This is a genomic window from Maribacter antarcticus DSM 21422 (assembly GCF_000621125.1).
Taxonomy (GTDB): Bacteria; Bacteroidota; Bacteroidia; order Flavobacteriales; family Flavobacteriaceae; genus Maribacter; species Maribacter antarcticus.
Map to the genome: position 1 here is coordinate 1 of NZ_JHZC01000008.1, position 22754 is coordinate 22754.

At 37.1% G+C, this 22754-nt stretch carries 20 protein-coding genes and 1 pseudogene; 9 read left to right on the plus strand and 12 right to left on the minus strand.

The features are described from left to right. Window positions 1-24 precede the first annotated feature (24 nt). Window positions 25-531, plus strand: a pseudogene (locus Q360_RS22820) (DDE-type integrase/transposase/recombinase); the annotation flags it as partial. Between the two features lie 373 nt (window positions 532-904). Here Q360_RS22820 and Q360_RS0108455 read toward each other — a convergent pair. The 4 genes from Q360_RS0108455 to Q360_RS0108470 all read right to left on the minus strand — a co-directional run bounded on the left by Q360_RS0108455 (window position 905) and on the right by Q360_RS0108470 (window position 4149). Further along, window positions 905-1576, minus strand: coding sequence for a Rossmann-fold NAD(P)-binding domain-containing protein (locus tag Q360_RS0108455; protein ID WP_027076699.1), 672 nt, complete (start codon window positions 1574-1576; stop codon window positions 905-907). Window positions 1577-1746: 170 nt separating this feature from the next. Then, window positions 1747-2508, minus strand: coding sequence for a LytR/AlgR family response regulator transcription factor (locus tag Q360_RS0108460; RefSeq protein ID WP_027076700.1), 762 nt, complete (start codon window positions 2506-2508; stop codon window positions 1747-1749). Further along, window positions 2505-3539 (minus strand): sensor histidine kinase, encoded by a 1035-nt coding sequence (locus Q360_RS22825; protein ID WP_084273399.1) that lies wholly within the window; start codon window positions 3537-3539, stop codon window positions 2505-2507. Before Q360_RS22825 ends, Q360_RS0108460 begins: the two co-directional genes overlap by 4 nt. Window positions 3540-3732: 193 nt before the next feature. Next, window positions 3733-4149 (minus strand): hypothetical protein, encoded by a 417-nt coding sequence (locus Q360_RS0108470; RefSeq protein ID WP_027076701.1) that lies wholly within the window; start codon window positions 4147-4149, stop codon window positions 3733-3735. Window positions 4150-4471: 322 nt separating this feature from the next. On the opposite strand from Q360_RS0108470, the gene Q360_RS26315 reads away from it, so the two are divergent. The 6 genes from Q360_RS26315 to Q360_RS26340 all read left to right on the plus strand — a co-directional run bounded on the left by Q360_RS26315 (window position 4472) and on the right by Q360_RS26340 (window position 6502). Further along, window positions 4472-4666, plus strand: a complete 195-nt coding sequence (locus Q360_RS26315) for a hypothetical protein (RefSeq protein ID WP_027076702.1) — start codon at window positions 4472-4474, stop codon at window positions 4664-4666. 66 nt (window positions 4667-4732) lie between these two features. Further along, window positions 4733-4978 (plus strand): hypothetical protein, encoded by a 246-nt coding sequence (locus Q360_RS26320; protein WP_027076703.1) that lies wholly within the window; start codon window positions 4733-4735, stop codon window positions 4976-4978. Window positions 4979-5092: 114 nt separating this feature from the next. Continuing rightward, window positions 5093-5266 (plus strand): glutamate synthase-related protein, encoded by a 174-nt coding sequence (locus Q360_RS26960; RefSeq protein ID WP_211251588.1) that lies wholly within the window; start codon window positions 5093-5095, stop codon window positions 5264-5266. A gap of 43 nt (window positions 5267-5309) precedes the next feature. Continuing rightward, window positions 5310-5702: a glutamate synthase-related protein gene (locus tag Q360_RS26965; RefSeq protein WP_027076704.1), complete on the plus strand. Its 393-nt coding sequence runs from the start codon at window positions 5310-5312 to the stop codon at window positions 5700-5702. 99 nt (window positions 5703-5801) lie between these two features. Then, window positions 5802-6029 (plus strand): hypothetical protein, encoded by a 228-nt coding sequence (locus Q360_RS26335; protein ID WP_051554641.1) that lies wholly within the window; start codon window positions 5802-5804, stop codon window positions 6027-6029. Between the two features lie 38 nt (window positions 6030-6067). Beyond that, complete coding sequence (locus tag Q360_RS26340) at window positions 6068-6502, plus strand: MFS transporter (protein ID WP_211251589.1); 435 nt, start codon at window positions 6068-6070, stop codon at window positions 6500-6502. A gap of 1145 nt (window positions 6503-7647) precedes the next feature. Here Q360_RS26340 and Q360_RS0108500 read toward each other — a convergent pair. The 4 genes from Q360_RS0108500 to Q360_RS0108515 all read right to left on the minus strand — a co-directional run bounded on the left by Q360_RS0108500 (window position 7648) and on the right by Q360_RS0108515 (window position 12259). Next, the gene (locus tag Q360_RS0108500; protein WP_027076705.1) at window positions 7648-8130 is read right to left on the minus strand and encodes a hypothetical protein; all 483 of its coding nucleotides are present in this window, start codon (window positions 8128-8130) and stop codon (window positions 7648-7650) included. A 3-nt stretch (window positions 8131-8133) separates the two neighbouring features. Continuing rightward, window positions 8134-9354, minus strand: a complete 1221-nt coding sequence (locus Q360_RS0108505; protein WP_027076706.1) for a sulfite oxidase — start codon at window positions 9352-9354, stop codon at window positions 8134-8136. Between the two features lie 51 nt (window positions 9355-9405). Further along, on the minus strand, window positions 9406-10650 hold the full coding sequence (locus Q360_RS0108510; protein WP_027076707.1) for a mechanosensitive ion channel family protein: 1245 nt from the start codon (window positions 10648-10650) through the stop codon (window positions 9406-9408). Between the two features lie 271 nt (window positions 10651-10921). Then, window positions 10922-12259, minus strand: a complete 1338-nt coding sequence (locus Q360_RS0108515; protein WP_027076708.1) for a sugar porter family MFS transporter — start codon at window positions 12257-12259, stop codon at window positions 10922-10924. 105 nt (window positions 12260-12364) lie between these two features. On the opposite strand from Q360_RS0108515, the gene Q360_RS0108520 reads away from it, so the two are divergent. After that, complete coding sequence (locus Q360_RS0108520) at window positions 12365-13066, plus strand: SDR family oxidoreductase (protein WP_036195530.1); 702 nt, start codon at window positions 12365-12367, stop codon at window positions 13064-13066. Here the strand turns inward: Q360_RS0108520 and Q360_RS0108525 are convergent, their stop codons facing one another. The 4 genes from Q360_RS0108525 to Q360_RS0108540 all read right to left on the minus strand — a co-directional run bounded on the left by Q360_RS0108525 (window position 13067) and on the right by Q360_RS0108540 (window position 21633). Further along, window positions 13067-15805, minus strand: a complete 2739-nt coding sequence (locus Q360_RS0108525; RefSeq protein WP_027076710.1) for a PD-(D/E)XK nuclease family protein — start codon at window positions 15803-15805, stop codon at window positions 13067-13069. A gap of 70 nt (window positions 15806-15875) precedes the next feature. Further along, on the minus strand, window positions 15876-17216 hold the full coding sequence (locus Q360_RS0108530) for an OmpA family protein (RefSeq protein ID WP_027076711.1): 1341 nt from the start codon (window positions 17214-17216) through the stop codon (window positions 15876-15878). 114 nt (window positions 17217-17330) lie between these two features. Then, window positions 17331-18524 carry a glycine C-acetyltransferase gene (gene kbl, locus Q360_RS0108535; protein WP_027076712.1) on the minus strand — a complete coding sequence of 398 codons (1194 nt, stop codon included), beginning with the start codon at window positions 18522-18524 and terminating at the stop codon, window positions 17331-17333. A 7-nt stretch (window positions 18525-18531) separates the two neighbouring features. Continuing rightward, window positions 18532-21633 carry a UvrD-helicase domain-containing protein gene (locus tag Q360_RS0108540; protein WP_027076713.1) on the minus strand — a complete coding sequence of 1034 codons (3102 nt, stop codon included), beginning with the start codon at window positions 21631-21633 and terminating at the stop codon, window positions 18532-18534. Between the two features lie 119 nt (window positions 21634-21752). Here Q360_RS0108540 and Q360_RS0108545 point away from each other — a divergent pair, with 119 nt between their 5' ends. Continuing rightward, window positions 21753-22361: a superoxide dismutase gene (locus tag Q360_RS0108545; protein ID WP_027076714.1), complete on the plus strand. Its 609-nt coding sequence runs from the start codon at window positions 21753-21755 to the stop codon at window positions 22359-22361. Window positions 22362-22754 lie beyond the last annotated feature (393 nt).

Here is a 22754-nt window from a genome sequence, read left to right on the forward strand (position 1 = left end):
CCAGGACTTTAAGGTTTTTGGGGCAACCAGGTCTTGGTATCGGAGATCACCTATGTTCAAACCAAACAGGGTTGGATGTTTTTAACTGTTATTATTGATTTGTTCAGTAGAAAAATCCTTGGCTGGTCTATGAGCGATAATGTAACAACACAGGATACCATTATTGCTGCATGGCATATGGCTATAAAATCTAATGTAATTACAGAACAATTTATTTTTAACTCAGATAGAGCACCTCAATATGCCAGTTATAAATTTACCAATAGTCTAAAAAGCGATAATGGATTGGTAAAACAAAGTAGGAGCAGAAAAGGTACCTGTTGGGATAATGCTGTAGCTAAATCATTCTTTAAGAGTTTGAAAGTAGAATGGGTATATAAACACAATTACAGCTTTAGATATTAGGCATAGCTGTCTGTTTTTCAATGGATTGAAACATAGTATAATAGATGAAGAATACACTCCACTTTGGGGTATAAAACTATTGAAGAATTTGAACTAGAAATGTATAATCAAAATGTAGCTGCATAACTCTTATCTAATTGTCCATTTTTTTGTTGCAAGTCCACACCCTTTCGGGTGCTTCTTTGTGGATAGGGAGAAGAAGAAAAACAAATCGCTTATTACTTTTCAGATTGAATCGAAAGGATTTATTATTGCGATAGCTTTCCGAAAATTTTGTATTGGTATTCATCCATTTTGCTTTTTATCAAATTAGATAAATATGCTTGTGTAGCACCAATACGTTTGTGTCCGAGCATTTGGGAAATCTCTTTCCGCCATCGCTAGTCGTGGTGCAACATTAATAAGTATTCAAAAAAGCCTGTAGCACACTTTTTTTATGTTGATTTTCCTTTTATTGGGGATTGATTTGGTTAATAATTTAGGATTAGCTTCAAGAGTATTATTTGTTTTCTGCGAGCTTACTAATGATGTCAGATGGCAACCGATTTTCGATATAGGGATTATTAGCCAACCACAACATGGTTTCGGCTATACTTTTAGGTGAAATAGTTCTGTATTTCCTTAGAGACCCCACCATAGCAAATTTAAAAACTTTCATAAATTGTTTAAAGAGATATTCTCCAGGTCTGCTTTCATTTCTATTGCCACCAATGAGACTAGGCTGCAGGACATGGGTTTTTGGAAGGCCAATGTCCAAAACTGCAGCTTCCATTTCTCCTTTTATTCTATTGTAGAAAATAGAACTCTTTCGGTCTGCACCGATGGCTGAAACAACTAAAAAAGAAGGAATGTCATTTTTCTTGGAAAGCGATGCGGCAGCTACTGGAATTCCATAATCTATGGTTCTGTACCTTTCTTCGTCGGGTGTTTTGGCTTTTGTAGTACCTGTACAACAGAACACTTCATCAGCAGTAAAATTTTGTTCTTGTTCGGCTAGTTTTAAAATGTCACACTTAAATTCCACCAATTTTGGGTGGCTAATTTCGAGTGATTTTCTTGTAAATACTTTTATTCTAGTATAGCGGTCATCATGGAGAAGGAGATGGAGAAGGATGCTACCCGTTAATCCGGTTGCCCCTAAAATAATCGCTGTTTTATCTACTTTTTTCATAAAATTAAAAATCAGTATAAGATTAAAATTGATGATTTAGTAAGGTATATCTTTAAAAACTACTGCCAAAGACGTTAAATATAATTTAACGTCTTTGGCAGTAGTTTTTATTCTAGTTGTATAAAAGTATTCGTTCCAAAACGATATTCCACAACCTATTAATTTGGATTTTAAGAAGCTACCCAAGTCTTAAATTCGGCTGCCTTGGCTTTGCTTACTACAATTTGTTCTGCTGATGACGGAGTCACCTCTACAATAAGCTTTCCGTTGAAGTATTGTTTTATTTTAGAAAGGGCATCGCGTCGTAAGATGCATTGGCGGTTGATTCTATAAAAGTTATTAGGATCTAGATCCTCCTCTAATTCCTCTAGTTTGCCATCTATTACGTAGGATTTATTATCAAAGGTAGTAGCTTTTACAACACCTGTGTCTATTTGAAAATAAGAAATATCTTGTGTTTTTATCGGAATAAGCTGATCTCTATGGTTTATGAGAAATGTAGTCTTATAGGTGCGCTCTTTTTCCTTTACGAAATCTAATAATCCTTTAATCTGATCGTCTGCAATACCTTTATCCTGCTTCTGTTCCTTAAATTGTTGCAGTGCATCGGTCAGTTCGTCTTGGTCCAAGGGTTTTAGAAGGTAATCTATACTATTTACTTTAAATGCTTTAAGTGTATACTGGTTAAAGGCTGTGGTAAAAATCACTGGAATTGTGATGGTAATCTGTTCAAAAATTTCGAATGAAATACCATCTGCCAAATGAATATCCATAAACACTAATTCAGCTGTTTGTTGTTTGGAGAAATAGGCTACGGAGCTCTTTACGGAATCCAATACTTTTATGACCTTAATGTCACTATCTATGCGCTGTAACAGATACGTAAGATTATCGCTAGCGGCTAGTTCATCTTCTACGATTACGACGTTCATAAGTGTTTTGTTAAAGGAAGTTGCACGCTAAAGATATCATTTTTTGTGCGTACGGTAAGTTCCTTGCGCAACAAGAGGATGTATCTTTTTTTTAAGTTTAAGAGGCCGTTTTTAGTGCCTTCCGCAAATGTTTTTCTTAAACGAATTGGGTTGTCTACATAAATAGAGCCATCCTTGGAATAGATATTCACCTTTAAAGGATTGGTTTCGGATATTTCATTATGCTTTACCGAATTTTCAACCAATAGTTGTAATGCCAATGGAGGTATCTGCAGTTCTAAATACCTTGGTTCTATGTTGACCTCTATAGCAAACCGGTCGCGGTATCTGGTGCGTATCAAAAAAGTATAACTTTCTAAAAATGTTAGTTCGTCCTTAACGCTTACTAAATCGCTATCACCACTTTGTAAGATGTAACGGTACATATAGGATAGCTTCTTAACGAACTGGGTAGCCTGCTCATTTTCACGTATAAGGGAGGTTAATGAGTTGAGAGAGTTGAACAAAAAATGGGGATCAAGCTGGTTTTTTAATGCTATAAGCTCGTTCTGTAAACTCTGTTGTTTTAGGTGTTCGTTTTCTATTCTGCTTTCTTGTTTTTCAACCTGTAATCTTAATATTCTACCAATAAAAAATAGTGCCAATAGCAATATAGTGTAAGTAAAGGCGAGGAAACCCTTATCTTTTGGATTCATTTCTATTTGTATTACATAAGGATACAGAAATTCAAAAAAGCTTAGGGTTGCAATCAATACTGCAATATTAATCAGTACCATAACATTTAGGCGTACTGCGGTAGACCATTGGTATTTCGCATAGCCAACATTTGCATTGAGCTGTAAAATTGCCCAAGAGAACAAAAAGAAGAAAACAAAACGATAGATGAAATCTGCAATCCAAGCCACAGAGAATTCCTCACCGCCTTGGCTTACCATATTATAAATAAAGATAGTTTTGGGGACAGACACTAAAATGGCCAGCAATAAGGCGATTTTAATTATCGATGATTGTTTAACGTGTCTTAGAGCCATGGATAATTATGCTAGGTTTATTTCAAAAATACGCCAATTTTAAGGGAACTGCTTTTATCGAAGATTGTGCTAAAGGAAGTAGTTAAAATAATTCGAGCGAGGTCCAGAATTCTAAAAACTCTCAACTCCGCTCGAAAATAATAGGGGTGTAAACCGTTTAGTTTTTTAATAGTTCAAACTAAACGGTTAAAAATTATTTAGATAATGCATTAAAACTATTAGGAAGATATTTTTTAGTATTAAAATCCAATATAAACTCTTCTTCCTCTTCAATGACTACGATGTCTTCTATAGCAAATATCATTCCTTGGTAAGGATTGAAGCCTTCTGGCAAATACTCTTTTGTATTGAAGCCTAAGTCTATATTTTCCTCGATTTCTACGAGTCCAAGATTGTCAAGAGTTGTCTCCATTCCTGCATACGCGTTAAAGCCTTCTGGCAAGTATGGAGCGGTGTCGAAACCTAATTCTAGTTCTTCTTCGACTTCGATTAAATCGATATCGTATATATTGATATGGTTATTTTGTGTTTGGTACTGTGGATATCCTTTAAACGATACCAATGTAGCACCCAAGAATAGTAAACTTAGAATTGTTGATGCTTTTTTCATATTATTATATTTAACCTGTCTTAATTGAACAGCTAAGGTAGGTTGGTTATCCCCCTAAAGCTGGTCTTTTTACGTGAAACGTCCAAATTGAAACTTGAAACGACTTTTTAGCGAAGCGAGTTATTAATACCTTATTCCAACTTAGACCACAGCCAGTATATATACGTTAACTCACACTCAATAAAGATGCAGTATAGGCCTTTCTCTTTCCTTTAGAAAGGTCTGCTTTAATTGAAAAGAATACTATTATTTAGGTATTTAGAAGGTGTATTTTTTTCATTCGTTTCATAGTATCTTTTTGAAAGCTAGTATAATAGCTACTATGAAAGATAAAGCGTCCTTTGTTTGTATTTCCATTGTCTTTGTTACCGCTATAGTCTATATTTCTTCTATTTGGCCACCCGTGTTATGGAGTTTTGTGTTGGTAGCTCCCTTAGTTTTGATGGGTATTTTTGATATGTTTCAAAAAGACCATACCATAAGACGAAATTATCCCTTGGTTGGGAGGTTTAGATAGATGTTTGAATCTATACGACCAGAAATTATTTAATATTTTGTAGAGACCGATACGGATGGAAAGCCCTTGAACCGCATCTTAAGGTCTACGGTATATCGTAGGGCGAAAGGAGAAACAGATACGGTGCCTTTTGGTACGCAAATCAATCCGTACGAAACGGGCTATGAATGGATGGAGAATGCGATGTATGCAAAAAGTAACCCTCAAGAATTAGGAGAATTTCCTCGAATTATAATAGGAGGGAAAGACTGTAAACAATCCTACTCTTCAAGTCTTTTGAATATCTCTGGCATTAGTGATTATCATCTTTAGTCGCGAGGAGATGTTATTTGGCAAGTAGGAATAGAGTGTTTTGGTTGCAGGAAAGAGGATGGTGCATTTAAAGAAATTACGTTTTAGAAAAATGAAGTAAGGGCCGAGGTGGAAATGATAGAAATAAAACTTTCGCAAGGAGCTAAACCTGGACACGGGGGTAGCTTACTTGCTATAAAAAACACACCTGAAATAGCAAAAATAAGACACGTACAGCCCGGCATAGCCGACTATTCACTACCATCCCATCCTGCTTTCAATGATCCTTTTCAGTTCGTCTGGTGGTAAACCTTTTGGTTTCAAGCTTTGTATTGGAAGAAAGCAAGAATTTATGGATTTTTGTGAAGCCATGATTTTTACTGGAATTGCACCCGATTTCATTTTGGTAGATGAAGGCGAAGGCGCAACAGGTGCTGTCCCAGTAGCGTTTTCAAATTCAATGGGAATGCCAATGCAAAAGGACCTAATATTTGTACATGATACCCTTGTTGGTTTTGGGCTACGACAGCAAAAAAAAGTTATCGCTGCTGGTAAAATTATTACTGGCTTTGGAATGGCAAGGGCAACGGGGCTTGGTATAGACGGTTGTTATAGCGCGCGCTATGATGTTGGTAGTATACAAGACTTAAAGTGCAATACGAATAACTGTCTAGTTGGCATAGCTAACGAACATAAATCGCTAATGAAAGGACTTGGTGTAGCGGATAAGGCGACTAGGGTATAAAATTGCTATAAGGCAACGATAAAAAGTTGTGTAGAACTAATTTTTGCTGCGGGTATTTAAGGGTAAGAGGAATTAAGACGTGAACATATAAGTAAGCGCATGTATAAAGTAAATAGCTATGGTGAGATTTATCCGGACATGCCTGAAGGGAGTCTTCAGGATATCGCCAAAATACCAGATAGCTACGCTCGGTATTTTCAGCTAACAAGAATCATAAAATGGGTAATGGAAGCATTCGAATCTGGCAATTTAAAAAAGCCTATTAACATTCTATTACTCTCAGGAATTATTTGTATCGCCAGAAACCTGCTTCCGGCTTTGATATGAGTTGGCCCTTTGATAGCCAATATTAGGGAAGGCAAGGGTTGTCCAATTCTCTTTTGGTATTGTTGATTACCTTGCCTTTGCTCGCTTTTGGAGTTGTATCTATAGCAACTCCGCTATTTGCCAGAAGATTTGGCATAGGTGTAACGCTTTTGGGCGCAATGCTTTTGTTAGGCATAGGTATTGCAATAAGGTCTATAGACAGGGTTCCTGCTCTTTATTTTGGCACCTTGCTTTTGGGTATTGCTATCGCTTTTGGAAACGTGTTGCTTCCAAGTTTGACTAAACGTAACTTTTCTAAAAGTTCGGGATTTATTACTAGCTTATATGCCAGCGTTATGGTGTTGGGTGCATCTTTGACGGTGGGTTTGAGTGTGCCATTTGCCGAAGTGGCAGGTTTGGGTTGGCGCGATTCTTTAGGAGTTTGGGCCGTATTAGCAATAGTGGCTGCTATAGTATGGTTGCCGGAATTGTAACGTCCTAAGAAATCGGCCCCAAGTCGCAGCTTTACCCATGCTATTAGAAACTTAACACGTTCAAAATTAGCTTGGCAGGTAGCTTTGTTCATAGGTTTACAGTCCCTAACTTGCTATGTTGTCTTGGCATGGTTACCAGCCATACGCCAAAGTAGGGGTTATGATGCCTCTTTTTTTGGTTGGATGCTATCTCTTTGCCAAGCAACAGGAATTTTTGGCTCCCTAGTAGTTCCCACCTTGGCATAGAAGAAAAAGGATCAGCGTAAGATTATATTGTTTTTGGTACTTACAGAAACTGCAGGGCTCACAGACCTATTCATCCTTGCACTTGGGTCAGTTGCTTTTTGAATGTCGCTGATAGGATTTGTTTTAGGCGGCACCTTTGGGCTGGCTCTTCTTTTCATTGTTTTGCGATCAACGGATTTGGAGTCTGCCACAGAACTTTCTGGGATGGCGCAGTTTATGGGCTGTTTTTGATGTCACGCAATCATGGACTTATGCTATTCTTTTACTTTTTATAATAGCCTTTATTAAATTATTCGTAGGTCTTGGTGCCGGGAAACCGGAAAAGGCTGGTTAAGTAGAAATATCCTAAACCAGTCTGTTTGTTTTTTAAACCTGAGCTACTAATTTGTCGTATCACAGTATCTTGTTCAGTAAGTAATCGTTGATTTGACAACCATATTTTCAAAATTCCGAATTTGTGTTTAATAAAAATTTCGGTAACAAAAACCAAGATGTTGTCCTGGTGAAAAGGAAAACAAGAATTTTGGATGTAGAAAATACAGTAAGAATTATAATTTGTATGTAAATTTAACGTTAAGTAATTGTAAATACAAAGTATTTTTATGTAGCTTTAAAATAAAAAACCATGAAGAGAAATAGCAACATATTAAAAATGTTAACCCAATCGTATATCACTTTTATTGAAAAACTACGATTGTATGGAATTAAGTTCAGAAATTTTTATAGCTTAATCTACAGTGTTTAGAGTCTAGGTTAGTTGGAATTTTGAATCAACCAGCACTTATTATTATTCGATTATAAAACTTTTTATAGTGCACTTCTAGGATGGCCTCCAACACATAGATATTTTAATCTTATGTTCTAGTTGATTTGGATGTGGTAAAGACAAAAGAGTGATTTTACTCTTCAAGCATATACCACGCTATATTGGCTAAGTTTTCACGTCTTCCTGTTTCCAATGGTGGATAGTTGGTCACTAGGTAGTTAACAATAACATCCTCATTTTTACCTAAATCCCATAAGTTTTGGGTCTCCTGCATCCAACGTATGGTGGCTACCCAACGTTCTTTGTTCATGCGGTTTTGCGTGACCAGCTTTGAGGAATGGCAATTGGTGCAATTATTTACTGTCTCCATAAGTCCGGGAGCATCTATAAATCCAGTACGCACGTGAATACCGTTTTCTATTTTATTATAATCATCTTCCTTCGGTATAGCGACCACTGTCTCATTTGGTATTTGGTTTTTGAAGGCAGATAATGTAGGGTCGAGCAAAAGATAAATACCAATTATGGTTATTACACCAAGAGAACCCCAAATGATTATGCTGAGTTTATTAATACTACCTATACTTTTTATAAACTTGCTAAACTTATCCTTCATGCCTTAGGAAACTTTTATCGCTATGCGTTGGCAAGCGTTATTTAGGTATCCTTTTGGATTCCATCCAGGAATAAGCATGGGTTGCGCAGTTCCTTGGCTATCGGTTGCTCGTGACCATACTTCGTAGTACCCTTTTTTAGGAAAATCTACTTGTGCAGAAAAGTGCTGCCAAGCCAAACGGTTTACTGGTTTTTCAATGGAGCATACTTTCCATGTGGAACCAAAGTCTATGGAATACTCCATCTTTAAAACCTCCAGTTCCCCTGCCCAAGCATGACCTCTAATATTTATTTTTTTTCCTTCGCTAATCATGGCCCCTGTTTTTGGGTAGGTAATCAATGATTTCACAGGCATGGATTCTATAATACACATGTCTTTTTCCGAAACTTTTTCTCCTGGTCCCACAGGATTACAAGGAACTCTGTAAGCACTCCCTGTCATCTTTGCTCCATCATGAACTTTGTTACGTATGCTAATACGTTCTACCCATTTGCCCGATACGGATGCAGGCCAGCCCCCTGCCACCAATCGCAAGGGATAACCATGAACTAAGGGAATATCCGCTCCATTCATTGTAAATGCAAGCAAGGTTTCGTCTTGTAGGGCTTTTGCCATTGGAGCACCTCGGGAAATAGGTTCTTTTTCTGGGTCCCTGCTCAAGTGTTTATCTGCTGCATGGTATCCTATGTAAACGGCATCATTTTTTATACCCGCATCTTCCAGTACATCGCGCAATCGAACACCTGTCCATTCGGCGCAATATATAGCACCTATAGTCCATTGATTTCCTTTTGCTGGAGGATTATACTCTGCGCGGCCATTACCGCCGCATTCCAAGGTAAGTTGGTAAGTATGTTGTTTGAATTTAGATTTTAATTGGGCCAGCGTATAGGTTTTCTTTTGGGTAACCGATTCGCCATCTATGGTAAGTGTCCAATTAGCTATAGCTATGTTTTCGGGAACTAACCCGTTGTTCCTAATGAATATATATTTATTGGGTGTTATCTTATCATCCAAAAGATGTGCCTGTGCTTCCATGTTCCATGGTTTGTCGTTCAAGAGTACCATACCACTATCTTTATGGAACAACTTAAACGGGTCTGGATTTTGTAAACCCAATGGAGTATACCCAACCGGAAGGTATTTACCAAAAACAATTTCGGAGCCTAATGCACTGGCAAAGGCAATAAGGGCTGTACGACCTATGAATTTTCTTCGTTCCATAGTTAATTATATACTTGTCAATATAAGACTATTTATTTAATAAGAGGGGTGCTATTTTAATTCTAAAGATACCGGAAGTTCAAATACTTCTAATTCAAAGTATGGGAGGGCCGCAAGGAGATGGTCAAAAATATCAGCCATAACATACTCGTAATTTTCCCACCTTTTATCGGCACTAAACGCATATATCTCCAACGGAATACCTTGTGGTGTGGGTGCCAGTTGACGCACCATTAGGGTCATATTTTTATTGATTGCTGAATGATTTTCAAGGTATTCTGAAATGTATTTTCGAAAAAGGCCAAAATTAGTTAGATTCTTACCGTTTATAGCCAAATCTTTGTTGATATTATTTTGGAGGTTGAACTCCGTAATCTGCTGATACCTATTTTCTATGTAGGGTCGAATTAATTGAATTTTTTGGAGGTTTTTTATATCGCTATCCGATAAAAAACGGATGCTTTTCTGACGTATAATAATCGCTCTTTTAATTCGTCTACCTCCAGAGTCCTCCATGCCACGCCAGTTTTTGAAGGAATCCGAAATAAGTGCATAGGTAGGAATCGTAGTAATGGTCTTATCAAAATTCTGGACTTTTACCGTAGCTAGGCTAATCTCTACTACGTCACCATCTGCACCGTATTTTTCAAATGAAATCCAATCACCAATGCGCACCATGTCGTTAATACTAACTTGGATACTTGCCACGAGTCCTAAAATAGAATCCTTAAATAGCAATAGAATAATGGCGGATCCAGCTCCTAATGCCGTAAAGAATTTCCATATGCTAACTTGTGTTACGATAGCCAAAATGGTTAGCATACCAACAGACCATACAAAAATCATGAATACCTGTATGTAGCTATCCATAGGTTTATCACTAAATCGTGGTTTGGTCTTTAGGTAGTCATTAGTACTTCTGAATATTTTTTTGACTATGGTAATCGTTAGGACCACAAATAAAACCTGAAGTATTCTTTGGGCAATTTGGCTAGCATAGTCAAAGCTTTCAAAAGCAATGGGAACCAAATAGAATAACAGGAATAGTGGTAAGATATGGGCGATATTACGTGGGACCTTATGCGCAACTAGAAAATTATCAAAATTGGTCTTAGATTTTCTTGCTAACCGTACAGATGCCGAACGTAGTATCTTAAAAGCCATTAGGTCTAGGATGTAGGCTAGAACAAAAATCAGAATAAGAAGTATACCCATATTAAGATATGCAGCAATATTTTCATTCATTCCTGTTTTTAGTAAATAATCGTATAGTAGACTAAGGTTGCTTTCTTTCATGTGATATGTTTGTTTTGGGCATAGCGCATTATATCCAACGCCCTTATCGCTTCTATTAATGGACACGTAACAAGGATACGCTAAACAGCGCGTTTAAAAAATACATTTAGCTAAATAATTACCTGTTGGCAAGGTCTAGGTGTTTGCTGTTTGCGCAATAGTAGGTTGTTTAGAACAGCTATTTTTAGTGACGCTTAAGGGGTTAACCAAAACCAGGCTATAGGATTTAATACTTTAGATTACTATCGCGCATAGCCTATTGAAAGATATTTTATTTAGTTAATCTTTTACTCAATTCTTCTAAGGATATCCCCTTTGTTTCTGGCATTTTAGTTATTGCCCAAATCAATTGAAGAACCATCATGGCACCAAAGAAATAATAGATATACCACACAGCGTTTCTCAATACTCCTTCTGAGGCATCTAAGAAAAATGGGGTAACTAAAGTGATTACCGCGGCAAATACCCAATGTACACTAACGCCCCAAGATTGTCCGTATGCACGGATACTGTTTGGGTAAATTTCTGAAATAAAGACCCAGATTACGGCGCCTTGTCCAATAGCATGGGATGCTACAAAGGAGCAGATAAAAACAAGTGTTAGCGTAGAACCTAGCTCCATTTGAAAACATAATCCCACCATAACTAAACTTATAATATATCCTATGGACCCAATAATAATAAGCTGTCGTCTACCTAGTTTGTCCAATAAGCGAACACCAATTATGGTAAATAATAGATTTACGATACCAATAGAAATCGAATTGAATAGGGATTCTTTTCCACCGAGTCCTGCTTGTTCCAAAATCTCTGGCGCATAATAGAGCACAAAATTTATTCCTGATAACTGATTAAAAAATGCAATTAAAAAGCCTAACCAGAGTATTCTAGAATACTTCTTTTGAAAAAGGTTTTCACTTTTTTTAGAATGACCTAAATCCGATTTTATTTCAAGTAATTGTTCGGTTGCCTTTTCTTTGGAATGTATCAGCTCCAAAACTTTAAGTGCAGCCGTATCATCATTCTTATGTAAAGCCAACCATCTTGGACTGTTGGGTACCTTAAGCACCATAATGGTATAAATAAACGCAGGAATAGCCTCGACACCTAGCATCCAACGCCAATCGTTTGCGCCGTCAAAACCCTTTAGTAACCAGTTGGAAACAAAGGCAATCAAAATCCCAAACACTAACCAGAATTGATAGAGTCCACCCAGTTTACCTCGATTTTCTTTAGATGTGATTTCAGAGATGTATATGGGAGCGGCTACTGAAGATATACCAACACCGACACCACCAATAAATCGAAACAACGAAAAAGAATACGGGTCTTGTGCGAGCGCGGAACCTATTGCAGAGATAAAGAATAAGATACCTATCCAGAACAAGGTCTTTTTACGTCCGAGTTTGTTGGTAGGAATTCCTCCAAAGAGAGACCCGAATACCGTTCCCCACAACGCCATGCTCATAATAAACGTACCGTGAAATAGAGGTGAGGTGTCCCATAATTGTTTTATAGGCTCGTTAGCTCCACTAATAACAACGGTATCAAAACCAAATAAAAAGCCTGCTAAAGCTACTGTAATTGACCATACCACAATTTTGTTCATAGAAATAATTTTAACAATTTCTAAATATAACGAAAGAAAACTTTAACACGCTTCACTTCTGAGATAAGTATCTTTGTAGAAAATAGGACTGTAAATATAACAGGCATGAAAGGAAAAGTAGCATATATCACAGGAGGAACAAAAGGAATTGGATATGGTATTGCCCAATCTTTATTAGCTATTGGAATGAAGGTGGCTATTAGTGGTAGGACAAAGGAAGGTGTAAATAGTGCATTAAAAGACTTGGATAATGATAATGCGATTGGTGTAGTCTCAGATGTTGCTGTGTTACAGGATGAGGTAAAAGCAGTAAAAGTGATTCTTGAGGCCTATGGGAAGCTAGATGTAGTTTTGGCGAATGCCGGAGTTGGACATTTTGCTCCGGTAGATGAACTCACTGAAGCTAACTGGCATCAGATGATAAACGTTAACCTCAACGGTGTTTTTCATACCTTGAAAGCATCAGTAGAGGCATTGAAAGCTTCTAAAGGGTATTACATGACAGTCGCTAGTTTGGCAGGAACCAACTTTTTTGCTTCTGGTACTGGGTATAATGCTACAAAATTTGGGGTCGTAGGGTTTACCCAAGCTGCGATGTTGGATTTAAGAAAATATGACGTGAAAGTAACCACCATTATGCCAGGTTCTGTTGCTTCGCATTTTAACAATAATGAACCGGATGAAAAGGATGCTTGGAAGATACAACCTGAAGATATTGGTGCCCTAGTTGTAGACTTATTAGAAATGAACCCCAGGACATTACCTAGTAAAATAGAAGTACGACCCACAAGACCGGATAAGAAGTAGTTACACTTCTTTTTCTATAAAAGGGGTATTAGGGTCATATATTTCCCGGATAAGATTATGCAATACTACTTCAAATTCAGATAGAATGTCATTGCCTATTAAGGTTTGTTTAGGTCCTCTTGTGGCCTCTTTTTTAGCGAAAATAAGCACACCTTCCTTGATATTTTTTAATGAAATAATACCAGCCTCAATCGGCTGGTTTGGATTTTTTTGAGCGTACATATAAGCGTAACACAATAACTGAAATGCTTTGCTGTATTTGTAGTCATCGATTAAATTTTCCCATGATATGATTTCAACATTTTTTCGCTCTACTTTACCAGTTTTGTAATCTATTATTCTGATGGTGCCGTCTACCTCATCTATACGGTCTAGTTTTCCTTTCAATGCTATCGACTGCTTTATTCCGTCAATGTTTAGGGATATTCGCATGGTCTCTTCAAGGGCGATAATTTTTATGGACTGGTGTTCCAATTGTTTTACTTCAGAATCTATAAAGTTGGAAATGTATTTATGGATTACATGAAAGGACAAATAGTTTTTTCCTGTGCTAATATCACCATCTAAATAGGTCTTCTGAAAGTTACGTTGTATTGTTTTTAGGAGTTTGCTTTTAGCTTCAAGAAGATGATCTTTTGATAGGTCTACACCAATATATGGGGTGTATAATTCTTCTAAGGTGTCGTGAACGATAGTGCCGAAAGTGTTAGCGGCTATAGTTTCCTCTACGACTAAGGTGTCATTTATACCCAATAGGTTTTGTTTGTAAAAATCGATGGGATTACGAATGTAGTTACTCAGGGAGCTAGGGGAGAAACCCGAACTGGAATAGTCTTGAATCCTATTTAATAAGTTTTCCGATTTGGTGATGGAATCTAAGGTGTTAATGATTGGTTGTAACTTAGGAGAAGCTATTTTTTCTATGATGTCACTTCTATTGTCCTCGGTTAATAGCTGGGAGATGAGTCTACTTTTTTCACCACCCTCCAAAACATCCGGTTCTGTGTTGTACAACAGATAAACATTTTTGGCTCGTTGAAGTAACCGATAGAAGTGGTAGGTATAAACTGCATCTTTTTCTTTGTATGTTGGAAGTCCGTGTGCTATTTTTAAATCAAATGGGATAAACGAATTATTAGATTTTCCCGAGGGAAGGATTCCTTCATTTACCGAAGTGAGTAGAACAGTTTCAAAATCTAGGTTCCTGCTCTCTAGCATACCCATGAGTTGTAAGCCTTCTAAAGGGTCCCCTTGAAAGTCCAGGGTTTCTTTCGATAAAAGCTGTTCAACAAGATTTTTTAGGGCTTTTAGGTTAGTAATATAGTTATACGCAGCAGCTAGCGTATTGATTTGTACGAACAGGGTATGAAACTTATAAAGTTGCTCCAAGGCCAAGTTGTTTTCTTCTTTTATGAACGTTTCTTTTAGTAGTGTAACAAGGTTGTTACATTTTTCCAAAAAGTGCTGTGGCGTGTTTTGGTCCCTCGAAAAAAGAAGCTGCATTACTGGATGTTTTGTTCCTATTATTTTTTCAAGGTCAGCTATTGTAACGAATGTCCAATTTCTAATTTTTATTGTATTTAAAATTTTAGGTAAGTCAATCTTGTGATGATTGAGCAGTACCGTGCAATATGGATGGGTGATAAAACTTATAAAATCTTTAAAAAACCAACCTTTATTATTGACTACTTCATGTAGCTTAAATAAACCTAGGAACATACCAGCTAAAGGGGTAAGTTCTAATTTTTGCCCCATCGTAATGTTTACAGAGGGTATAGAAATAGGAACAGCGTTAAGTATTGGGGTCAATAATGTTTCATCACCAAGTATTAAAGCAGTATTCCTTAAGGATTCGGGGTTGTGTTTTTGTAGGTCTGATAGTAAGTTGCCTATATATTTTGCTTGTGATACATTTTTAGGAACACCTATTATTTCAATATGTTTGTTTTGAAGGTAATAGTGACTGGCACCTTTTAAATTAGCACTCTTAAAGTAGGGCCAGTTGGCTTTATGTAGCCGTATAAAGAGGCCTGCATCGTGTAGATGATCTGTTAAAAAATAAGGATCTATATCCCAATAGATTTCTGAGGGAGAAGTTTTTAATATGGTTTGTATAATGCTGCTTTCAGCTTCGTTAAGCGCGTTAAACCCTAAAAATATATGTGTATTGGTTTTCTTTTTTAGATAGTTGTTTAAGTTCTCTGAAGCTTGCCTATACACCAGACCTTGGTGCCCAATTCCTTGGTTGATTAAGTTTTCGTTGAAGGTGTTATATATAGGGAGGATGTTTTTCCAGAAGCTTAGGTAATTTTCAATCAGTACTGTTTTTTCAGATTTGGTAGACCAATGATTGATTTCTTGTATAGCGCTAATATTTGAAAATAGCGCTTTTGCATCTATTAGATAGCGGTCTACTTCGTTAAAGTCTTGTAGTAGCGTTTCTCCCCATGTTAGGAAAGTGTCGAAGGTTTCCTTTTGATAACTACCTGTTTGAAGGTAAGCGGTGTATAGCTCAAAGACTTGTTCGGTATTCGTAGCATATGATAGGCCAGATACGTTTTCAACAAACTCTTCTATGCTATAAACTATCGGGGCAAATATTGTTTTGCCCGCTTTTTTAGATATAGCTTCCTTTAGGAAGGTGCCTGCACGTTTACTAGGCAGTACAAAGACTACATCCGATATTGATGGTTGCTCTTCCCATACTTTGTCAATTACGTCATCTATAAAAGTTCGCATGGTGTAAAAATAAAAAAGCTCCGCGTAATGCGGAGCTTTTTACATATTAAAACACTTAGTTTTTGATAACTTATTTTCCTAAGTTAATTTCAACTCTTCTGTTTTGTTTTCTACCACTTCTGGTGTTGTTAGTAGCAATTGGTTTGTCTTCACCATATCCAATAGCGGATAATCTGAATTCTTCAATACCTTTTTCTACTAAGAATTCTTTTACAGAAAGTGCTCTTGATTCAGAAAGGCTTTGGTTCAATTTAGCACTACCTACACTATCCGTGTGACCTTCAACTGTAAACTTAGCTGTTGGATACTCTTTAAGGATACCTATGATATCAACCATTACACTAGTTGATTCTGCTTTAATAGAAGTTTTACCTGTGTCAAACAAGATTGTTCTAGCATAATCATTCAATTGCTTTTGAACTTCCGCAGTTACTTCAGGACAACCAGCATTAGCAACTGTACCAGCTACATCTGGACATTTATCATCTTTATCCAATACACTGTCACCGTCAGCATCTGGCCAAGGGCATCCCTTGTTTTCAGAAGGACCGGCTTCGTTAGGACAAGAATCATCTTTATCAGCAACACCATCGCTATCAGCATCTGGGCAACCAGCTAAGGCAGCAAGACCAGCTTCGTTAGGACAAGCATCATCTTTGTCAGCAACACCATCACCATCAGCATCTGGGCATCCGTTCATTTCTTTAGATCCAGCTTCGTTAGGACAGCTATCTTTGCTATCTTCTATACCATCGCCATCAGCATCAGGACAACCGTTGAAAGCTTCTAAGCCAGCAACTTCTGGACAAGCGTCATCCTTGTCGTAGATACCATCACCGTCAGTGTCAGTTCCACCAAACTTGATAGAAAGACCAGCTAAGTGTTGGAAATGAGTGACACCATAATCTTCAAAAGCATTCTTGTAAGTAGATTGTAAGGTAAGACCTAGGTTTTCTGTAAACCAGATATTAACACCAACACCACCATTTACGGTACCAGCACCAATTTCATCTATCCACGTGTAACCACCACCAATTTCTACAAAAGGATCAACTACAGTGTTTTTAATGAAATTATATTTTATTGTACCATCTAAAGCGTAATGAGATAAGTCGTCAACAGCTACGTCGCCTAATTTACTAATTTTGTTTAAAGAACCTCTTGCTCCAACAGAAAATCCACCACCTACAGATTTAGATAGGCCAATGAAAGAAATAGAAGGAAGGATGTTCCAGTGATCGTTCGCGTTTAAGAATTCGTTACCAAAAGAACTTACATCCCCAGTAGGGTATACGTCAATTGCGTTAACCCCGAACTGTACTTGCCAAGGATTATTTTCGTCTTGCGCTTGTACGTTGTTAAAACCTACAATAAGTAGGGCAACAAGCATTAATTTGCTAAGATGTTTCATGTTCAAATTTTTTAAGTTTAAGTGTTTATTTGTCGCAAATGTAACTTGTTAAATATTATTAACAAAATCAATTTCCTATTTTTTTTAACGCATTTGATTGAATAAATAGGCCATTTAAACGATTTTTAATTCTTTACCTACCTCTGTAAAGGCCTTAACAGCCTTATCTAAATGTGCTTTAGTGTGAGCTGCTGAGAGCTGTACTCGTATACGCGCTTTACCTTTGGGCACTACAGGGTAAAAGAATCCTATCACGTAGATACCTTTTTCTAAAAGTTTATCTGCCATTACTTGGGAAAGTTTTGCGTCGTACAACATTACGGGTACAATGGCAGATTCTCCATCGATAATGTCAAACCCAGCAGCCTTAATACCTTTTTTAAAGTATGCGGTATTGTCCTGCAGGCTGTCTCTCAACGAAGTGTCATCTTTAAGCATATCGAATACCTTAATGGAAGCTCCCACAATAGTAGGTGCCAAGGAATTCGAAAATAGGTAGGGTCTAGATCGTTGGCGTAATAATTCTATAACCTCTTTCTTACCGGTAGTGTACCCACCCATGGCACCTCCTAATGCTTTCCCTAAAGTTCCTGTAATAATATCGATACGGCCCATTACATTTTTCTCTTCTAAGGTGCCAATTCCTTTAGTTCCAATAAACCCTGTCGCATGACATTCATCTATCATGACTAACGCGTCATATTTGTCTGCTAGGTCACAAATTTTGTCTAAGGGGGCTACTAAGCCATCCATAGAGAAAACGCCATCAGTAACAATTATTTTAAATCGTGCGTTGTCTTCATTGGCTTGTTGCAGTTGTTTTTCGAGGTCTGCCATATCGCTATTAGCATATCTATATCGTTTTGCCTTGCACAAGCGAACACCATCTATAATAGATGCATGGTTTAGGGAGTCTGATACAATAGCATCCTCTGCGGTGAGCAAAGGTTCAAAGACACCTGCGTTGGCATCGAATGCTGCTGCGTAAAGAATAGTATCCTCCGTTTCGTAGAAATCAGCGATTTTTTCCTCTAGCGTTTTATGGATGTCCTGTGTCCCACAAATAAATCGCACCGAGGACATGCCAAAACCATGACTGTCCAAAGTGTCTTTAGCAGCTTGTACCACATCTGGATGCGAGGAAAGCCCTAAGTAGTTATTGGAACAGAAGTTTAGCACCTCTTCTCCAGTAGAAATCTTTATAACGGCATCTTGGGGAGAAACAATGATGCGTTCCTCTTTAAAAAGTCCGTCTGCCTTAATTTGTTTTAATTCTTCTTGTAAATGATTTTTAATTTTTCCGTACATGTTGTTATTAAATAAATTCTATAGTTATAACTGTGTCAATATAAACAATGATTTTTTTGTCCACCATATACCCCATAGTTTCTAAGGCATTGGCATAGGATAGTATTTGTTCTTTATATGCTGAATTTACTCTTCCTGTCTTATAATCTAGAATGGAAGCTTTATTGTTTATAAGCACCACCCGATCAGGTCTTAATTTTTGTCCGTTGGCCAAGAGGATATCTTTTTCATTGAATACCGTATTTTCTTCTATAAACAAAGGTATTAGTTTTGGATGGGTAACAACCTGTAGAACCTTGTCTTTTATCCTAGCTAGTTCATCTGACATTATATACCCTTTTTGTAAGGCAATTTTTATAGCATCCTCCACATCTTTATAACTATAAATTTGGCTTAGTATATAATGTATCGTATTGCCTTTTTTAATAGCCTCTTCTTGGGTGGTATCCCAAAGCATACCTGCTTTAGTTAAAATTTTGAAACTAGGCCTGTTCTTGTGCGTATAGCAGTAAGGTATTTCTAGGTGTGTACGTTCCGCATTCTTAACTTCTAAGTGTTCTGGAAGCTCACCAAAGGTGAAGTTTTCCGTGCTCTTGTCCCAAAGCCCTTGCGATTGAAGGAAGTGAATGAATAGTCCAGAGAAGTAGTTTGGCTTGTGGGAGCCGTCTTTATTTAAATCCTTCTCGCTTATAATGTAAAGTGAAGTTTCTGCCCTTGTAAGTGCCACATATAGAAGATTAAAAGCATCTAAGTGTAGCTTTTGCTGTTCTTCATCAAAAAGCAATGCTTCTTGTTTCCCGTATTCACGTAACTCTTGTTTTTTAGAAAGGAGAAGTTCTTTAAATCCAGAAAACGAAGAGGGAGCAACAGTGGCCCATAGTTTTGGTTCTATTTCTTCAAAAATATAGGTATTGGCATATGGGAAAATAACGACTGGAAATTCCAAGCCTTTGGATTTATGTATGGTCATTATCTGCACGGCATTGGTAGTTTCGGGAGTGCTTATGCTTAGCTTCATCCCTTTCTTGTCCCAATACGTTAAAAAAGATTGGATGTCTACTCCATCCTTTTGTTGCACTTCAAAAATAGCATCCATAAAAGCGGTAAGGTGTGCATCCGAGTTTGGTGCTAGATCAAAAACTTTGATTGCGTGCTCCATACCGTCGTATATAGCGGACTCCCTAAAAAGCTTTCCGTTAAAACCATAGGAATTTAGGAGAAGTTTTTCAGGTTCTTTTAGGTTTGCTTCTATAAATGTATGCGTATCCTTTTGCTCACTTGCTAGAAAGCGTAGTACATCATAATTAAGTTCCGCTTCGTTTGGCTGTAAGGTATGTCTGGCGAGGGAGATTAAAAATTTAACCTTAGGACTACTGGAAAGTAGTAGCGATTCCGAAGAAACTATAGGGACAGCCTCTTTCATGAGATGATTTGCCAATAGCACGCCGTGCTTTTTTTTGCGTACTAGGATACAAATATCCTTAAATTCAAAGCCTTGGGACAAGGATTCTGTTATGTGTTGCATCGTTTTTAGACCATATGTCGCGTCATCGGCATTTTCTAAAAATGAGAGCTGTACATACCCTCCTTCTTTATGATTAGTTTCTTGCCGGTTTCCTTCTTCAAAGAACAACCTGTATTTTGGGTGCTCTAAAAACGAACTTATACGTTGAAAAAAGTTATTATTGAAATGAACGATTTCGTCATGACTGCGATAATTTTTAGGAAGCATTCGAGTTGCTCCTGGAACGGAAAAGGGATTCGTTTGTAGGGTAGCCAATTCTAGAAATTGCTCAGCCTCTCCTCCGCGCCATCTGTAAATAGCCTGCTTGGCATCCCCTACGAGAAAAAGAGATCCTGTTTGGCCTTGTTCGTCCTCACTTTCCAAAGCATTCCCTATTAACGGAATAAGATTGTTCCATTGCATTTGTGAGGTGTCCTGAAATTCATCGATAAAATAATGTCGGTACTTTTCCCCTAAACGTTCGTATATAAATGGAGCAGGCTGATTTTTGATTTCGGTTGATATAATCGTATTGAATTCTGAGATAGATAGTTGGTCTTTTTCCTTTTGAATACTTTTTATTTCTTTTTGTATAGCATTTAGTAAGGTAAGTGGGACAAGGTTTCTGTATGCGTTTTGTAAAAAATTAAAGCGCATCAATTTGTGTTCTATCTCTCTAAAAATAATACTGAACTCTGCATGAAGGCCATCTAAGGTAGATTTGGTCGGCTCTTTACAGGATTTGTTATAGAGAGGCTTCGTTTCAAAATTCTGCTTCCAAGCACTTTTAAAGTCCTGGTTTAAGTTTCCTTCTGCTATTTTCGTTAGGAATTTTGGAAAGTAACTTGATGAAAAATTACTAAACTCCAATTGATTGCTTTCTATGAGTTCTAAACTCAGATTTGCGTTGGTAATTATTTCTTTTTGGTAGGTGGAAATAGCGTTGGAGATGTTCTTTTTTAGTGCTGTAAAGTCTGCGATTGACTTGTTTTCTAAGTTTTTTATGTGTGATATGTTACTCTCGTTAAATAATAGCTTTCCAATTTTAGTAAGGTCAAACGCAATGTCCCAACTTCTATTGTCATCTATTTTTTCCAATGCAAAATCCATTAGAACCTTAGTTAGTTCCATATCCTCTCCTGCTTGTGCTATGACCCTAGAAACCGCTTCGTCCAGTAGCAAGTCCGTATCAAGGACTACCTCAAAGTTTTGAGAAATTTTAAGGTCTTTTGCAAAGGTTCGAATGAGCCTATGGGTAAATTTATCAATAGTAGATATATCAAAAAAAGCATAATTGTGTAATAGTTCCCTAAGACTAGTTTTACTTAGTTTTTTAAGGGATTCTTGGGTCATGTCCAACTCTTCCATGACATCTATAAACAGTGGGGAAGCTTCCTTAAGCGATGTTGTTTTACTAAAAATAAAAAGGCTGTCCAGGATACGCTTTTTCATTTCGTTTACTGCTTTGTTGGTAAACGTTATCGCTAAAATGCGTTTGAAACTGCGTGGTGAAGAAAGGACGATTTTTAAATAAGCCTTGGATAGTGCGTAGGTTTTTCCGGAACCTGCTGAAGCGTTATATATGTTAAAGGAGCTTTCCTGCACTTTGTTTTAGTTGCAAAATAAGCAATATCAAACAGTTCTTAACAAATTATTAGGGGAATATAAATGTTAAAAACTGTAAATTTGAATGTAAAATAATATTAACTATAAAATAAAAAATTATGGCTTTTGAATTACCAAAACTGCCCTATGCCTATGATGCACTAGAACCGCATCTAGATGCAAGGACCATGGAAATACATCATACTAAACATCACAACGGATATACCGCCAAATTAAACGGAGCTATAGCAGGAACCGATTTGGAAGGGCAGTCAATTGAAGATATTTTAAATGGCATGGATATGGCCAATGGCGCCGTTAGAAATAATGGCGGGGGTTTTTATAACCACACTTTGTTCTGGAATGTATTATCTCCTAATGGAGGAGGAACACCGAACGGAGAGTTGGCGGATGCCATAAATAGCTCATTTGGTTCTTTTGAGGAGTTTAAAGATAAATTTAGTGCCGCAGCCGGAACTAGATTTGGTTCTGGTTGGGCTTGGCTTTGTGTACACCAAGGTGGTAAATTGGAGATATGTTCGACACCAAATCAGGATAACCCATTAATGCCTGGTGTAGCGTGCGAAGGCTTCCCTATTTTGGGATTAGATGTATGGGAACACGCATATTATCTTAATTATCAGAATAGAAGACCAGATTACGTAAATGCATTTTTTAACGTCATTAACTGGGAAGAAGTAGTTAAACTATATGTGGAAAACAAGTAATATTTTAAAAAAAAACTTGTTAATTATTTGATATTAAGCCACTTAGAACACCTTTCTAAGTGGTTTTTTTGTACATGTTAGAAATAGAAAAGGGCGGAGAAATCTCCACCCTTTTCGTCCCAAATCTTACCATAAACTTAACCTACTTATGCTATGGCACGACTAAATTAATGGTATTGTGGGAAATAAAAAAAGAAATGTTAAAAAAAATTAGTTTCTTTTTCTAATATGGTGCTAATAAAAAAGGAATGTAAATATTACTTTGAGGTAATAAATATAATTAAATAAAAAAGGCGAAGCAATGCTCCACCTTTTTTCACACATGTTACCATGAACTTAACCTACTTATGCTATGGCCTTGCAAATCTATGGTAGTGGTTTACACTAAAAAAA

What these genes read in the sequence shown, in the direction of transcription:
- Q360_RS0108455 (WP_027076699.1), bottom strand. Translation starts at nt 1,576, where the DNA reads ATGAAAAAAGTAGATAAAACAGCGATTATTTTAGGGGCAACCGGATTA.
- Q360_RS0108460 (WP_027076700.1), bottom strand. Translation starts at nt 2,508, where the DNA reads ATGAACGTCGTAATCGTAGAAGATGAACTAGCCGCTAGCGATAATCTT.
- Q360_RS22825 (WP_084273399.1), bottom strand. Translation starts at nt 3,539, where the DNA reads ATGGCTCTAAGACACGTTAAACAATCATCGATAATTAAAATCGCCTTA.
- Q360_RS0108470 (WP_027076701.1), bottom strand. Translation starts at nt 4,149, where the DNA reads ATGAAAAAAGCATCAACAATTCTAAGTTTACTATTCTTGGGTGCTACA.
- Q360_RS26315 (WP_027076702.1), top strand. Translation starts at nt 4,472, where the DNA reads ATGAAAGATAAAGCGTCCTTTGTTTGTATTTCCATTGTCTTTGTTACC.
- Q360_RS26960 (WP_211251588.1), top strand. Translation starts at nt 5,093, where the DNA reads ATGATAGAAATAAAACTTTCGCAAGGAGCTAAACCTGGACACGGGGGT.
- Q360_RS26965 (WP_027076704.1), top strand. Translation starts at nt 5,310, where the DNA reads ATGGATTTTTGTGAAGCCATGATTTTTACTGGAATTGCACCCGATTTC.
- Q360_RS26335 (WP_051554641.1), top strand. Translation starts at nt 5,802, where the DNA reads ATGTATAAAGTAAATAGCTATGGTGAGATTTATCCGGACATGCCTGAA.
- Q360_RS0108500 (WP_027076705.1), bottom strand. Translation starts at nt 8,130, where the DNA reads ATGAAGGATAAGTTTAGCAAGTTTATAAAAAGTATAGGTAGTATTAAT.
- Q360_RS0108505 (WP_027076706.1), bottom strand. Translation starts at nt 9,354, where the DNA reads ATGGAACGAAGAAAATTCATAGGTCGTACAGCCCTTATTGCCTTTGCC.
- Q360_RS0108510 (WP_027076707.1), bottom strand. Translation starts at nt 10,650, where the DNA reads ATGAAAGAAAGCAACCTTAGTCTACTATACGATTATTTACTAAAAACA.
- Q360_RS0108515 (WP_027076708.1), bottom strand. Translation starts at nt 12,259, where the DNA reads ATGAACAAAATTGTGGTATGGTCAATTACAGTAGCTTTAGCAGGCTTT.
- Q360_RS0108520 (WP_036195530.1), top strand. Translation starts at nt 12,365, where the DNA reads ATGAAAGGAAAAGTAGCATATATCACAGGAGGAACAAAAGGAATTGGA.
- Q360_RS0108525 (WP_027076710.1), bottom strand. Translation starts at nt 15,805, where the DNA reads ATGCGAACTTTTATAGATGACGTAATTGACAAAGTATGGGAAGAGCAA.
- Q360_RS0108530 (WP_027076711.1), bottom strand. Translation starts at nt 17,216, where the DNA reads ATGAAACATCTTAGCAAATTAATGCTTGTTGCCCTACTTATTGTAGGT.
- kbl (WP_027076712.1), bottom strand. Translation starts at nt 18,524, where the DNA reads ATGTACGGAAAAATTAAAAATCATTTACAAGAAGAATTAAAACAAATT.
- Q360_RS0108545 (WP_027076714.1), top strand. Translation starts at nt 21,753, where the DNA reads ATGGCTTTTGAATTACCAAAACTGCCCTATGCCTATGATGCACTAGAA.